The organism is Variovorax sp. WDL1 (genome assembly GCF_001541225.1).
GTDB lineage: Bacteria > Pseudomonadota > Gammaproteobacteria > Burkholderiales > Burkholderiaceae_C > Variovorax.
Map to the genome: position 1 here is coordinate 1 of NZ_LMTS01000230.1, position 12,741 is coordinate 12,741.

Sequence of the window (12,741 nt, forward strand, 5' to 3'; positions counted from 1 at the left end):
AGAACTCGCTTGCCACACGGGAGGCGTCCATATAAGACAAGCATGAAGACGACACGGCGATTCTTGGGAGCCGCGGCCATCGCGGCGCTGTACACGATGGGCGGCGCAGCGGCGACCGCGTGGGCGCAGGACGCATCGGGCTTTCCTGCGCGGCCCATCAAGATCATGCTCGGCTTTCCGCCGGGCGGATCGACCGATTCGCCGATGCGCGCGCTGGCGGAGGACGCCTCGAAGATCCTCGGGCAGGCGGTCGTGATCGAGAACAAGCCGGGCGCGGCCGGCCTGATGCCGGCCCAGCTGCTGCAAGGCGCGCAGCCCGATGGGTACACGGTGGGCGTGATCCCGGCCAACCTGTTCCGGCTGCCCTACACCGGCACCATCAACTGGAACCCGGCCACCGATCTGCGCTACGTGATCGGGCTCACTTCCTTCGTCTACGGCATCGTCGTACCGGCGGCCTCGCCGATCAAGACGATGGACGACTATGTCGCCTATGCGAAGGCGCATCCCGGCGAGCTGACCTACGCCACGCCTGGCGCGTACCTGGCGCAGCACCTGGCGATGGAGCAGGTGGCGCGCATCAAGAACATCAAGCTGAGCCACGTGCCCTACAAGGGCACGGCCGAGTCGCTGCAGGCGGTGGTGGGCGCGCACGTGATGTCCGCGGCCGAGACCTCCGGCTGGGGTCCCTATGTGGAGAGCGGCAAGCTGCGCCTGCTGGTCACCTTCGGCGAGAAGCGCATGAGCCGCTTTCCCGATGTGCCCACCTTGAAGGAAGCGGGTATCGACATCCCGCCGCCATCCGCCGCCTGGGGCCTTGCCGTTCCGAAGAACACGCCCCCCGCGGTGGTGGCGAAGCTGCACGACGCCTTCAAGCAGGCGATGGAGCAGCCGGGCTTCCGCAACGCGCTGGCGCAGTACTACATGGAGCCCGTCTACATGAGCTCGGCGGGCTACCAGCAGTTCGCCGCCGAGTCGACGAAGCGCGAGAAGCAGATGCTCGACGCAATCGGGTTCGTGCGGGAGAAGTAGGCGGGATCAGGTCACCCATCCACCCGCGATCGGCAAGGTCTGGCCATACATGAAGTCGCTTTCCGGCCCGGCGAGGAACAGCATGGCCTGGCCGCAGTCGCGCTGCGTTCCCAGTCGTCCGGCCGGGCACTCGGCAAGGCGTGCCCGAAACTCCTCCGTCTGCTGATACCCGGCCGAAAAATAGGTGGGGTTGTCGATGAAGGTCTGCGCGGTGGCGTTGACATGAACATGCGGCGCCACCTCCAGGGCCACGTTGCGCATGTACGCCAGCTGCGCGCCTCGGGCGGCGGCGTACATGGCGACGCCGCCGGGCCGGCCGCGCAGGGCATTGGCGCTGCCGGCCACCACGATCTTGCCGCTGCGCCTTTCGATCATCTGGGGCAGCACGGCGCGCACGAGGCGGTGCAATGGGTAGTACAGCGCCTCCATCAGCCGCTGCATCTCATCGTCGCTGCCGTCGATGGCTGGCCCTGCTTCGAAGGGAACCGCAAGATTCGCGATCAGCACGTCGACGTGCCCGGCATCGCGCACCAGGGCGTCGGCAGCGAACGGCGGCGACAGGTCGCGCGTGTCGGCGATCACATGCGCTCCCGCTTCCCGGAAGACTTCGACGATGCCCTCGCCGCAGCATTCGTCGGCCTGGGTGACCAGGACCCGTCGGCCGTCCAGGCGTGCGCTCATGAATGAATCGTTCCGCCGTCGACGTTGATGATCTGTCCGTTGACGTAGCTCGATGCCGGACTGCAAAGGAACTCGATGACGGTGGCGACTTCGCGAGGTTCGGCGAAGCGCCGGATCGGAATCTCGGACATCAGCTTGTCCGCGCGATCGGCAATCAACTGGCGCGACATCGGGGTCAGGATGATGCCGGGTGCGACTGCATTGACGTGCACAACCGGGGCGAATCGGCGCGTCATGGCCCGCACCATCCCGGCGATCGCGCCCTTGGCGGCCGAATAGGCAATGCGGTCGAGTCCGCCCCGGCGAAACGCCAGCGAGCAGGCGAAGACCGCTCGCGTCGGCAGCTCCGCAGTTCCAGCGCAATGCGCATGGAACAGTCGCCCCAGCTGGTAGCCGTTGCGCACGTTGGCCGACATCGTCTCGTCGAACAGGGTCAGATCGGCCGTGTCTTCCGGGTCGGGCAACGAAATGCCGGCCAGATGGATCAGCGCGTAGGGACGAGGGCCATCCGTCAGCGCCCGCATGCAGTCCTCCTGGTCGGCCAGACCGTTCGTCTGGACCTGCAGCTCTCCGGGCGCGCCCAGGGCTTGCGCCGCGCGCTCCAGCGCGTCGGCGGAGCGGTCCACCAGGCGGACACGCGCACCCGCCTCGAGGAAGACGCGCGCGCTCTCCACGCCGATGCCGCCGGCGCCGCCGGTGATGAGAATGGTCTTGTCGGAATAGAAGGTCACGGCAGGTCCTCGGATCGATAGGGTGGTGCGGCTTGCTTGCGCTTGTCGAAGAACCGAAGGATCTCGGCAGCGGCATAGTCGGGACGCTCGAACGCCACGAAGTGGCCCGCGTTCTCGACGATGGCGACATCCACGTTGGAAAAGTAGTCGCCCAGCCTGTCGGTGAACTCGGGCAACAGCACAGGGTCGCTGGCACCCCAGCGCACACAGGCCGGCGTTTCGATGCGGGGCAGGGAAGGCGCGCCTTCGCGCATCAGGCGCTCGCGGTAGGGCTGCATGGCCTTGTACCAGTTGAAGCTGCCTTGGAGATTGCCCGGGCGCAGGTAGCTGTCGACCCACGCTTCGAGGTCCTCGTCGAAGGCCCCCGGCGCGTGCGACCAGTGATCCAGGCAATGCTTGAGATAGCGCCTGCAGCTGGCGCGGTCGGCCGACAGCCACTCCGCGACCCAGGGCAGCTGGTTGAAATACTGGTACCAGGACTCCCGGATGACGCGAGGGTCTGCCCATCGTTCACCGATCCCGGGATAGGGGCAGTCGAAGAAGAACAGCCCGGACAGGCGGGCGGGCTCCCTGCGGGCGTAGCCCTGGGCGATGTTCGCGCCCGAGTCGTGGCTCACCAGGCCGACGCCTTCGAGTTCCAGGCCGTCGATCAAGCCTGCCAGATCGGCGATATGCAGGTCGAGCGAATAGCTTTCCGATGCGTCGCCCGCCGGCTTGCCCGACTCGCCGAAACCTCGGAGGTCGTAGGCAATGACGTCGTGGTGGCGTGCCAGCAGCGGGATGATCTTGCGCCAGGTGCGCCAGAACTCCGGCCAGCCGTGGATGAGCACGAGAGGTGCGCCTTGCCCGCACCGCACGTAGTGCAATTGCACGCCACCGGCATCGACGAAGCCTTCCGCGAGCCCCTCGATCCCATGGGCCATGCCCATCAGGCCATCTCGCTGGCGATGGTCTGGAAGTCCTGCTCGCGCAACATCTTCCACACCCGGCCCCTGATCTCGACGAAGCTGGGCAGGTCCATCACGTCCTCGATGCGCTCGTGCGCCGCCCATCCTTCCGCCTGGCGGATCTTCGCCACGTCGATGTCGGCCACGATCTCGCCGCCATTGCGGCTCATCACTACAACCCGGTCGGCAAGGTACACCGCCTCCTCGACCGCATGGGTGATGAACATGACCGTGCGTGGAGCAATGGCGCAAAGGCGAAGGAGCTCCTCCTGCATGACCGTGCGCGTCTGTGCGTCGAGGGCGCCAAAGGGCTCGTCCATCAGCAGCACGTCGGGCTCGAGCGCATAGGCGCGGGCGATCGCGACCCGCTGCTGCATGCCGCCCGACAGCTGGTGAGGGTAGGCATCTTCCCTGCCTTGCAGGCCCATGAGCTGCACGAAGTGGCGCACACGCTCCTGGCGCTCGGCCTCGGGCGTGCCCTTGCAGCGCAGCCCGAAGGCGATGTTCTCCGCAACGGTCTTCCACGGGAAAAGCGCGAACTGCTGAAACACCACCGCGCGGTCGGGGCCGGGGCCCTCGACATTCTTTCCGCCGACGCGCACCTGGCCCGACGTCGGTGCGTCCAGGCCGGCAGCAAGCCGCAGCAGCGTGGTCTTGCCGCAGCCCGACGGACCAACCACCGCCACGAACTCGCGGTCGCGCACATGCAGGTCGATGTCGCGCAGAACCGCGGTGGCTGCACCGGCACGCGTGAACACGCGTTCGACTTGTTGAAACTGGATATCGCTCATGACAATCCTCTTGCCTGATCAGTCAGGCGCTCTCGCGGGGCACGATCTCGAAGCCGACATCGTGCACGGGGTGTTCAATCGTTTCGCCGCGCAAGCGGCGCAAGGCCAGCTCGCCCGCCTTGCGGCCGATCTCGCGCTGCCGGACGTTGACGGTCGTCAACTGCGGACGGATCGCCCGGCCGAGGGGCGTGTCGTCGAAGCCGGCAATGGCCACGTCCTGCGGAACGCGGATGCCGAGCTGCGCGGCTTCGAGCACGAAGCCGGCGGCGATCATGTCGCTGGCGATGAAGATGGCTTGCGGGCGCTTCTTGCCCGGCGGCATCGCCTGGAACTCGCGTGCCAGCTCGGCGCCGCTTTCCAGTTCCATGGGGGCCGATCCGATCCATTCCTCGGTCGCCGGCAGGTTGGCCTCGGCCAGTGCCTGCCGGAATCCTTCCTCGCGGGCACGCGTACGTTCGTTGTCGGTCTGGATGCCGCCGCGGTAAGCCAGCCGCGTGTGGCCCTTGGCGATCAGGTATCGCGTCATCTCGAGGCCTGCCTTGAAGTTCGAGAATCCAACCGCGACGTCCATCGGTTCGGGCCCCACGTTCCACGTCTCCACGACGGGCATGCCCGCCTTGCGCAGCATGGTGCGCGTGGCCCGGGTGTGGCTGAAGCCGGTCAGGATGACGGCGTCGGGGCGGTAGCCGAGCAGCCCGCGCAGCAGTTCCTCCTCGCGCTGCGCGTCGTAGCCGCTGTGCGCAATGATCAGCGAGAAGCCGGCGCTGTTCAGCACGTCATTGATGCCGTGGACCGTCTCGGCAAAGACCGAGTTCGCGATGTTGGGCAGCATCAGTGCGACCAGCTTGCTTCCCCGCCTGGACAGGGCACGGGCGGTGTAGTCGGGCACGTAGCCGAGCTCGGAAACGGCCCGCAGCACGGCTTCGCGAGTCTCCGTGGTCACGGAGCCATGGTTCGCCAGCACCCGCGAGACGGTGATGGGCGAGACGCCGGCATGCAGGCCCACGTCTCGCATCGTCAGCGAGGATCGCTTGGGCAACTTCATTGGGCGTACCCGCTGCGGATGACCTGCATGAAGTTGGATGCGACCGCGCCGCTGTCGTTAAAGCGCTCTTCCCAGACCGCCAAGGCATCGGCGTGGTCGGGCGCGAGCAGCTGGCGCGAGAACGCCTCGACGCCGACGATGCCGCGATAGCCGAGTCGTGCGGCCTCCCGCACCAGGCGGGTCAGGTCGAGCGACCCCTGCAAGGCGTCGCCGCGATGGCTCTGGTCGAGTTCCAGGTAGGCCAGCCGCGGCAAGGCCGCTTCGATGGCGGCGACGGGATCGGATTCGTCGATGCTCATGTGGAAGGTATCGAGGTGCAGAAAGACGTTGTCGTGCGCAACGGCCTCGAGGAAAGCCAGGCCGCGGCGGGTGTTGTACAACAAAGGCGTCTCGTAGCGATTGACGACTTCCAGCGCCAGGCGCACGCCCGACCGTGCGGCATGTTCGGCCAAGCGGTGCATCGACTCGGCGGCGCGCGCGAAGGCGTCGCCGGGCAAGGGCCGCATGGCCTTGTGGATGGGGCCGTAGAGAACACCGCCGATCTGCCTGGAGCCCATGTCGCGTGCCATGGCCACGGCCTGGCAGAGATGCTTGACGCCCCGCTCGCGCACGGCGGGGTCCGCATCGCCGATGTCCTTGTCCGGTGAAAGTCCGCAGGTGTTGAGGGGCGCAAGGCCTTCGGTCTCGAACAGGCGCGCGAGCGCCTGCGGCTCGATATCCTCGAAGCGCCGCAAGGGCACGACGACGTGGTCGTAGCCGATGGCGGCGGCCTGGGCCAGCGCGGGTGCGAGGCCGGCCGGGCTCCAGTCAGGACCCCACACCGCTGCATGGATGGCCGTTCGCACCGCGGTCATGCCGTTCCTGCCGGTTCTGCAAAGAAGCGGGCACGAAGATGCCGGAGCGCTTCCGCCGGCAGCGCTTCGCCGATGGCTTCTCCCGGATCGCCGCGCATGGTGTAGCCGCCGTCGACGGGCAACAAGGTGCCCGTGATGAATCCGGACGCCGGCAAGGCGAAGAAGGCGATGGCATGGCCGATCTCTTCCGGCAAGCCCCAGCGGCCGGCCGGGGCGCGGTCGGCATAGAGCGCGTAGTCGAGCATTCCGGCATCCAGGCGCGCCTGGAGCGTTTCGGTCAGGATGTACCCGGGCGCCACGGCATTGACCGTGATCCCCTGGCGCGCGACCTCCACTGCCAGCGACTTGGTGAAGCCGTTGATGGCGTGCTTGGCAATGGCGTAGCCGCTGCGAAACGGCAGGCCGAGCACGCCAAGCACCGAGGAGATGTTGATGATGCGGCCGAAGCCTCTACCGGCCATGGCAGGTATCACGGCCTGGCTGCAGAGGTAGGTACCCCGTACATGCACGTCGAACATGGCCTGCACGTCCTCGATGGGCATGTCCGCGACCGTCGCCAGGCGCGGCGTCATGATGCCCGCCGCGTTGACGAGCACGTCGATGCGTCCCAGGTCCGCCTCGCATCGGGCAATGGCTGTACGCACGGCCTCGGCGTCGACGACGTTCGCGCCTGCCCATGCGGTGCGGACGCCGAACCGGCGTTGCAGCGCAAGAGCCGCGCGTTCCGCCGATCCGTGATCGAGGTCCACGATGGCGATATCCGCTCCGCGGCGTGCGCATTGGGCCGCCGTCGCAAAGCCGATGCCCTGCCCGGCGCCGGTCACCAGTGCGACCAGCCCGGCGAGGCTGTCGATGCCACCTTGCGGGGCGCCGATGGAGGCTGGACTCATAGTGCGCCTGGCTTGCCCTCGGCAAAGGCCTTGAGCTTCGGGTTGCTGTTGATGTAGTTCAGCACGGTGGGGTTGAGGTAGGCCTTGGCGTCCAGCACGTTGGGAATGGTGCCGGCACCCTTGAAGAACTCCGCCAGGCGTGTGCTCTCCTGGTCGAGCTTGCCCGGTCCGGCGGAGCGGTCGAACCACTTGAGCTGCTCGTCGAGGCTCCAGTAGCTGCGCGTCTCGATCTCGCCGGTCATCTCCTCGGGCGAGAGGCTGACGCCACCCTTGTCATAGAACTTCTTCATCGACGCCAGCGTTGCCGCGCGGTCGGTGCGCATGATGTTCATCCCGCGCAGGAACATGGCCGCGAACCGCGCAACCGTATCGAGGTTCTCGGTCAGGTATTCGGGGCGCACCACCATATTGCCCGTCACCAGCACGCCTGCGCTTTGGCCGTCGCAAAGGAGCTTGCCGCCGTTCTTTTCCATGCGGGCGAAGTGCGGATACCAGACGGCGCCCACCGGGATGTCGCTGCCCTTGAAGGCGTCGACGATGGCGCCGGGAGCGATGTTGACCGCCTTCACATCCCCCGGCTTGAGCCCCAGCTTGGCGAAGCAGGCCTGCGCCGCATAGTCCGAGGTGGAGTTGGCAGGCACGAGATACTGCTTTCCCTTGAGCGCCTTGACCGGGTCGGCCTTGATCGCGCCGTGTTCGGTCGCCCGGGCGACGACGCCGTTGGCCCGCGAATCATCGATCAGGATCAGCACGGTCTGCAGGTTGAAGCGCGATGCGCCCAGCAACGCAGGCGGGCCGCCCATCAGGCCGATGTCCCACGTCTTGGACGGCACTGCCGCCACCTGCTGGGCGCCGGCCACGAAGGAAGTCATGTTGCCCGGCTTGAGGCCTGCCTCGGCCCACCAGCCCTTGTCGTCGGCGAGCTGCAGCGGAACGCCATGGATGGTGACCTGGTAGCTGACGTTGACCGGCGTCGGCTCGGCCGCCAGCGAAGGCCCTGCGACGGCGCTCATGGCAAGGGCGGCCAATGCCACGCGCCGGGTGAGGCGATGAGGTTGAAGCTTGAAAGTCATTTTGTCTCCTTGCAAACATGGACATGGATCGCCGGCATCTGCCGGCGCGATCACGCAACGGCCGAGCCGAGCCGCCGCTGCACGTACCGCTCCAGGTGCCGGAACAGCACCTCGAGCAGCAAACCGACCAGGCCAATGGCGAGCATGCCGACCAGGACGATGACGATGGTGCGGTTCATCTGCCCGCGAACCATGAGGTAGGCCACTCCGGAGGTCGCCACGATCAGTTCGGCACCCACGAGCGACTGCCACGCGTTGCCGGCCGCCACGCGCAGCGCAGCGACCATCGAAGGCACTGCGCTCGGCACCACGACCTCCAGGAGGATGCGCAGGTGACCCGCTCCGAGCATGCGCGCTGCCTCCAGCAGGCGCGGGTCCACCATGCGCGCGCCCCCGTAGGCACCGATGACGCATGCAGGGAAGGCTCCCGAGAAGATGATGAGCACCGGTCCGCCGAACCCCGTGCCGAACCACAGCACGGCAAACGGCACCCAGGCGATCGGGGCGATGAAGCGCAGGAGATTGAAGATGGGCTGGATCACCACTTCGAGCCAGCGGTTCCAACCCATCGTCAGGCCAAGCGGAATACCCACTACCGCTGCGAGGCCGAAGCCGGCGCCGAACCGGCGCAGGCTCGCCAGCAGGTGCTCCTGCAGTGTCGAGCCCGCGAACGGCTCGTGCAGCATGTCGATGAATGCCGCGAAGACAGCGACAGGCGTCGCCAGCGTGCTTCGCTCATCGACCTGCATCGCCACGAGTTGCCAGGCCGCGAGAAAGGCCGCGATGCCCAGCGCCCCGATCCAGCGGCGCGGCGGAACGTCGGCCGCGATGAGGACGTTCGCGCGCCGCCGATGCATGGCCGGCGGGGCCGATGCGGCACGCGGGCGCCGGGCGCGCGCCATCAGCGCTTCCTCCATGGCATCACCCACCTTTCCGCCCAGGTCAGCAGCAGGCTGCTGAGCATTCCCAGCACGGCGACGGTGACCATGCCGACGAGGATCATTCCGGGATAGACATCATCCTTTCCGGCAGTCAGCACCTTGCCCACGCCCCATATCGCGCCCAGCAACTCGGCCGCGACGATGACGGTCCACGAGGTCTGCAGCGCCAGGCGCAGGCCGATGGCCATGTGCGGCATGGCGCCGGGCAGGATCACATGGCGCAGCCAGGTCCAGCCGCGCGCGCCGTTGACCCGGGCCGCCGCCAGCAGCGTGCGGTCGATCTGCTCGACACCGGTGGCCGTGTTGATGACCAGCGGGATCGAAGCGGCCATGGCCATGACGAACAGCTTGGATGCGTCACCGAGTCCGAACCACAGCAACGCCAACGGGATCCACGCCAGCGGCGGCACCGGCCGCAGGAAGTTGAAGATCGGCATCAGGAAGTCGCGCCAGAACGCCGACAGCGATACCGCCAGACCGATCCCGATGCCGAGCACCATGGCCAGTGCGAAACCGCGCACGACCAGCCAGGTGCTGGTCACCACATGCTTTGCGAGGTCGCCGCCGGCGTAGCCGTCCAGGGAGATCTGCCTGAGCGAGCCCAGGAAGGCGGCCGGGTCCGGGAAGCGCGCGGCGTCGATCCATCCGGCCGGGCCGGTGGCGATCCACCACAGCAGCACGAGCGCGATGATGGGACCGATGCTGGCGGCGAACCGTGCCAGGCCCGTCTGCTTCATGCGCGCTCCTCCTGGACGATGCCCGCCGCGGCGCGGGCAGGCCGCGCCTTGCCTTCGCCACCGTTGCTGTTCCATGCCGCAACCAGGGCCTCGAAGCCTGCGGTCAGCGATTGCTCGAAGGCGTCGTCTTCCATCTGCCCGGCGAGCCATGCGGTGGCGGGCGCCATGAACAGGGTCCGGCCCACGGCGAAGCCGCGCACGAGCGGGCGGCCGCTGGTCGCCGCGATGGCCTTGGCCAGCTCTTCCGGGGAGCGGCCCCCGCCGAGCAGCAGGATCCCACGGCACATCGGGTTGTCGTCGCAGATCGCCTGTTCGATGGCGTCCCACGCGGTGGCGTCGGAAAAGGCAGGCAGCTTCCACCAGTCGGGCTTGACCCCCAGCGCCTGGATCGACCGGATGCGCCGTTCGGCGGCACGCGCGTCCTGCACCGTGTCCGGGTGCACCAGTTCGAGCAGCAGTTCCATTCCGTACATGGAAGTGGCGGCATACAGCTCGCGCAGTCGCTCTTCCTGGAGCGTGCGACTCTCTTCGTCTTCCATCGGTACCAGGCACTTGACGATCTGATGGCGCGGCCAATGCGCCAGGTGGACCGCGGCCGGCAGGTCATCCCGGAAGCGCAGCGGGGCAGGGCCCGTCCTCTCGATCTTGCGGCCCACCCACGCGACGTCGGCACCGATGCGATACAGCGCGTCTTCGCCCGCTTCATCGTCGAACAGGACGCCGACTTCCGGGCGTTGGCGGGCCATTCGCAGTGCTACTTCGGCGACGAGGCGTTTCAGTCCGGCAATGCTGCGCCCCTGTGCACATGGCAACCCCTCGAAGGGGGCCACGTGATCCGCTGCCATCACGAACACCGTCGATGGCCGCGGGCGCCGCGTGGTCGTGCGGTGCAGGTAGGCGAGGTATTCGCTGCGATGCAGCGCATGGTCGTTCTGACCTTCGCGCAGGAACCAATCGAGTTCCTGGGTGGTCGGTGACGCGGGCGAGCATCCATGGCGTGACACCACCAGGGCCCCCGTGGCGTTGCCGCGGCGGCAGCATTCAGTCCAGGGCATGTCGCGCAGCCAGCCGGAAAGAAAGCCCGACAGGAACCCGTCCCCGGCGCCGACCACGTTGAACACTTCCACCGGGAAGCCCGGGCCGACCACCCCATCCTCCACGCGCGACGGAATATCGCCGGGGAACACGACGCAGCCGGCGGCACCCCGCTTCAGGACGATCGGCGCCGCAGTCAGGCTCCGGATGGCCTTGAGCGCCTCGATGGTATCGATGTCACCGCCGGCGATATGAATCTCTTCCTCGGTGCCTACGACAAGATCGAAGCGGGACATGAAGCGCCGGGTCGCTTCGGTGGCCCGCGACGAATCGACGTAGCGGCTTTCACCACCGTCGCGCGACACCAGGCCCCAGAACACCGGGCGGTAATCGATATCGAAGATCACCTTCGTGCCGCGTGCCTTCGCGCGCTCGATGGCAGCACCGATGTTGGCGGCAGCTGCATCGGTCGTCAGGTGGGAGCCCGAGACGAGCAGGGCGCGCGCCGAGCCGATGTACTCCTCCGTGTAGTCGCCGGGCGCAATGGCCATGTCGGCGCAGTTCTCGCGGTAGTGCAGCAGCGGGAAGCTGTCCTTGTTCCGAATGCCCAGGAAGGCCACGGCCGTCAGCCGCTGCGAATCGGGCACGACGTGGCGCGTATCCACGCCCTCGCGCTCGAGGCTTTCGCGCAGGAAGCGGCCATTGTGGTCGTCGCCGACCCGCGTGATCAGGCCGACGCGCAAGCCCAGACGGGCGGTGCCGATGGCAATGTTGGCAGGGCATCCGCCCACGTATCTTGAGAAGGACGAGACGTCTTCGAGGCGAGCGCCAACCTGGTCGCCATACACGTCGACGATGGTGCGGCCCATGGTGATCAGGTCCAGCGGACGAGAGTGAATCATGAAGATTTCAAACGCAGTGATTGGTATCGATACCATGCATTCTCGACCCCGCAGCGGCTTGAAAACCATCCGTGGCAACCCTAGGACCGAGGAGTCAGCGCCGCGAGCCCAGGCCCTGCTCGATGTCGCGCACCGTCGCGATCAGCCGCGGCCGCACCTCGTCCCATAGCGTGTCGCGCGACATGCTCTGGGCCGGCCCCGCCGCATTGATCACCATCAGCGGCAGGCCTCCGCCCGGCTGGAAGGGCACGGCAATGCCATTGATCTCCTTCTGCCATTCGCCGAAGGACCCCGCGCAGCCGCTTTCGGCAAAGTCGGCGCAGGCCTGGCGGATGCCTTTCTCGATGCGTGGCCACGCGATCGGGTCCAGCGCCTGGATGCGCTCCTCCAGCGCCAGCCGCACGTTCTCGGGCGCCGCCGCAAGATAGGCGCGGCCCATCGCGGTGGTGGCCAGCGGAATGCGCGCGCCGATGTCCAGCCGCAGCGTCACGATCGAATGGCCACGGCAGTTCTCGATGTAGAGCATCGACATCTCGTCGCGCAGGCCGAGCGAGACCTGCGTGCCGGTGTCGATCGCCAGCTGCTGCATCAGCGGCCGGCTCAGCTCCTTGACGTCCAGCCGCGCCAGCGTCGTGCCGCCGAGCATCAGCGTCGCCATGCCGAGGCGATAGCGGCCCGATTCCTCGACGTGATGCAGGTAGCCCAGCCTGGTGAGCGTGTAGGTGAGTCGCGTGACGGTGGACTTGGGCAGCTTGCAGCGCTCGGCAAGCTCCTGGTTGCCAAGGCGCTCCTCGCCGGACCTGAAGCAGCGCAGCACGTCGAGGCCGCGCGCCAGGGCGGTGACGAAGTGGCGGTCTTCGCGGCCATCGTCCGGCAGGTCCGGATCGAAGGACGCGGGGGAGTTCTTCATGACAGTCTCCTCTGTTCTGCACAGCAGTATCTATGTGGGGGCGCGAGCCGCTCGGCCCTATGAAGTCATCGCACGCCAAACCAGAATTGCAGAATTATGAACCGCACTGCAAAACAATTGCAGTGCCCATCGCAGGAGATGGTATGGACGCCTCCCCCCTCGCTGATCGAGT

13 protein-coding genes are annotated in these 12,741 nt (G+C 67.2%); 1 reads left to right on the forward strand and 12 read right to left on the reverse strand.

All coding sequences use genetic code 11. From position 1 onward, the window contains the following. The first annotated feature begins 42 nt into the window (after positions 1–42). Positions 43–1,032, forward strand: a complete 990-nt coding sequence (locus tag APY03_RS27885) for a tripartite tricarboxylate transporter substrate binding protein (RefSeq protein WP_068682030.1) — start codon at positions 43–45, stop codon at positions 1,030–1,032. 6 nt (positions 1,033–1,038) lie between these two features. Here the strand turns inward: APY03_RS27885 and APY03_RS27890 are convergent, their stop codons facing one another. The 12 genes from APY03_RS27890 to APY03_RS27945 all read right to left on the reverse strand — a co-directional run bounded on the left by APY03_RS27890 (position 1,039) and on the right by APY03_RS27945 (position 12,569). Then, positions 1,039–1,713, reverse strand: a complete 675-nt coding sequence (locus APY03_RS27890; protein ID WP_068682032.1) for an SDR family NAD(P)-dependent oxidoreductase — start codon at positions 1,711–1,713, stop codon at positions 1,039–1,041. Further along, positions 1,710–2,444 (reverse strand): SDR family NAD(P)-dependent oxidoreductase, encoded by a 735-nt coding sequence (locus APY03_RS27895; protein ID WP_068682034.1) that lies wholly within the window; start codon positions 2,442–2,444, stop codon positions 1,710–1,712. The genes APY03_RS27890 and APY03_RS27895 overlap by 4 nt, the downstream gene beginning before the upstream one ends. Next, positions 2,441–3,373, reverse strand: a complete 933-nt coding sequence (locus tag APY03_RS27900) for an alpha/beta fold hydrolase (RefSeq protein ID WP_197913178.1) — start codon at positions 3,371–3,373, stop codon at positions 2,441–2,443. Before APY03_RS27900 ends, APY03_RS27895 begins: the two co-directional genes overlap by 4 nt. Beyond that, positions 3,373–4,182, reverse strand: a complete 810-nt coding sequence (locus APY03_RS27905; protein ID WP_068682036.1) for an ABC transporter ATP-binding protein — start codon at positions 4,180–4,182, stop codon at positions 3,373–3,375. Before APY03_RS27905 ends, APY03_RS27900 begins: the two co-directional genes overlap by 1 nt. A gap of 22 nt (positions 4,183–4,204) precedes the next feature. After that, positions 4,205–5,227: a LacI family DNA-binding transcriptional regulator gene (locus APY03_RS27910; RefSeq protein WP_068682037.1), complete on the reverse strand. Its 1,023-nt coding sequence runs from the start codon at positions 5,225–5,227 to the stop codon at positions 4,205–4,207. Then, positions 5,224–6,081 carry a sugar phosphate isomerase/epimerase family protein gene (locus tag APY03_RS27915; protein WP_068682039.1) on the reverse strand — a complete coding sequence of 286 codons (858 nt, stop codon included), beginning with the start codon at positions 6,079–6,081 and terminating at the stop codon, positions 5,224–5,226. The genes APY03_RS27910 and APY03_RS27915 overlap by 4 nt, the downstream gene beginning before the upstream one ends. Next, the gene (locus APY03_RS27920; RefSeq protein WP_198161311.1) at positions 6,078–6,905 is read right to left on the reverse strand and encodes an SDR family NAD(P)-dependent oxidoreductase; all 828 of its coding nucleotides are present in this window, start codon (positions 6,903–6,905) and stop codon (positions 6,078–6,080) included. The genes APY03_RS27915 and APY03_RS27920 overlap by 4 nt, the downstream gene beginning before the upstream one ends. 62 nt (positions 6,906–6,967) lie before the next feature. Continuing rightward, on the reverse strand, positions 6,968–8,044 hold the full coding sequence (locus APY03_RS27925) for an ABC transporter substrate-binding protein (protein WP_068682046.1): 1,077 nt from the start codon (positions 8,042–8,044) through the stop codon (positions 6,968–6,970). Positions 8,045–8,094: 50 nt separating this feature from the next. Next, complete coding sequence (locus APY03_RS27930) at positions 8,095–8,961, reverse strand: ABC transporter permease (protein WP_232081288.1); 867 nt, start codon at positions 8,959–8,961, stop codon at positions 8,095–8,097. Further along, positions 8,946–9,722: an ABC transporter permease gene (locus tag APY03_RS27935; protein ID WP_068682049.1), complete on the reverse strand. Its 777-nt coding sequence runs from the start codon at positions 9,720–9,722 to the stop codon at positions 8,946–8,948. Before APY03_RS27935 ends, APY03_RS27930 begins: the two co-directional genes overlap by 16 nt. Beyond that, positions 9,719–11,728 carry a bifunctional 5-dehydro-2-deoxygluconokinase/5-dehydro-2-deoxyphosphogluconate aldolase gene (locus APY03_RS27940; protein ID WP_083944600.1) on the reverse strand — a complete coding sequence of 670 codons (2,010 nt, stop codon included), beginning with the start codon at positions 11,726–11,728 and terminating at the stop codon, positions 9,719–9,721. Before APY03_RS27940 ends, APY03_RS27935 begins: the two co-directional genes overlap by 4 nt. Positions 11,729–11,753: 25 nt before the next feature. Continuing rightward, complete coding sequence (locus tag APY03_RS27945; RefSeq protein ID WP_068682052.1) at positions 11,754–12,569, reverse strand: IclR family transcriptional regulator; 816 nt, start codon at positions 12,567–12,569, stop codon at positions 11,754–11,756. Positions 12,570–12,741: the final 172 nt, after the last annotated feature.

Bases quoted from the DNA above. Each gene is read 5' to 3' on its own strand.
- APY03_RS27890 (WP_068682032.1), bottom strand. From the start codon at position 1,713: ATGAGCGCACGCCTGGACGGCCGACGGGTCCTGGTCACCCAGGCCGAC.
- APY03_RS27905 (WP_068682036.1), bottom strand. From the start codon at position 4,182: ATGAGCGATATCCAGTTTCAACAAGTCGAACGCGTGTTCACGCGTGCC.
- APY03_RS27935 (WP_068682049.1), bottom strand. From the start codon at position 9,722: ATGAAGCAGACGGGCCTGGCACGGTTCGCCGCCAGCATCGGTCCCATC.
- APY03_RS27910 (WP_068682037.1), bottom strand. From the start codon at position 5,227: ATGAAGTTGCCCAAGCGATCCTCGCTGACGATGCGAGACGTGGGCCTG.
- APY03_RS27945 (WP_068682052.1), bottom strand. From the start codon at position 12,569: ATGAAGAACTCCCCCGCGTCCTTCGATCCGGACCTGCCGGACGATGGC.
- APY03_RS27915 (WP_068682039.1), bottom strand. From the start codon at position 6,081: ATGACCGCGGTGCGAACGGCCATCCATGCAGCGGTGTGGGGTCCTGAC.
- APY03_RS27940 (WP_083944600.1), bottom strand. From the start codon at position 11,728: ATGGTTTTCAAGCCGCTGCGGGGTCGAGAATGCATGGTATCGATACCA.
- APY03_RS27925 (WP_068682046.1), bottom strand. From the start codon at position 8,044: ATGACTTTCAAGCTTCAACCTCATCGCCTCACCCGGCGCGTGGCATTG.
- APY03_RS27885 (WP_068682030.1), top strand. From the start codon at position 43: ATGAAGACGACACGGCGATTCTTGGGAGCCGCGGCCATCGCGGCGCTG.
- APY03_RS27930 (WP_232081288.1), bottom strand. From the start codon at position 8,961: ATGGAGGAAGCGCTGATGGCGCGCGCCCGGCGCCCGCGTGCCGCATCG.
- APY03_RS27900 (WP_197913178.1), bottom strand. From the start codon at position 3,373: ATGGGCATGGCCCATGGGATCGAGGGGCTCGCGGAAGGCTTCGTCGAT.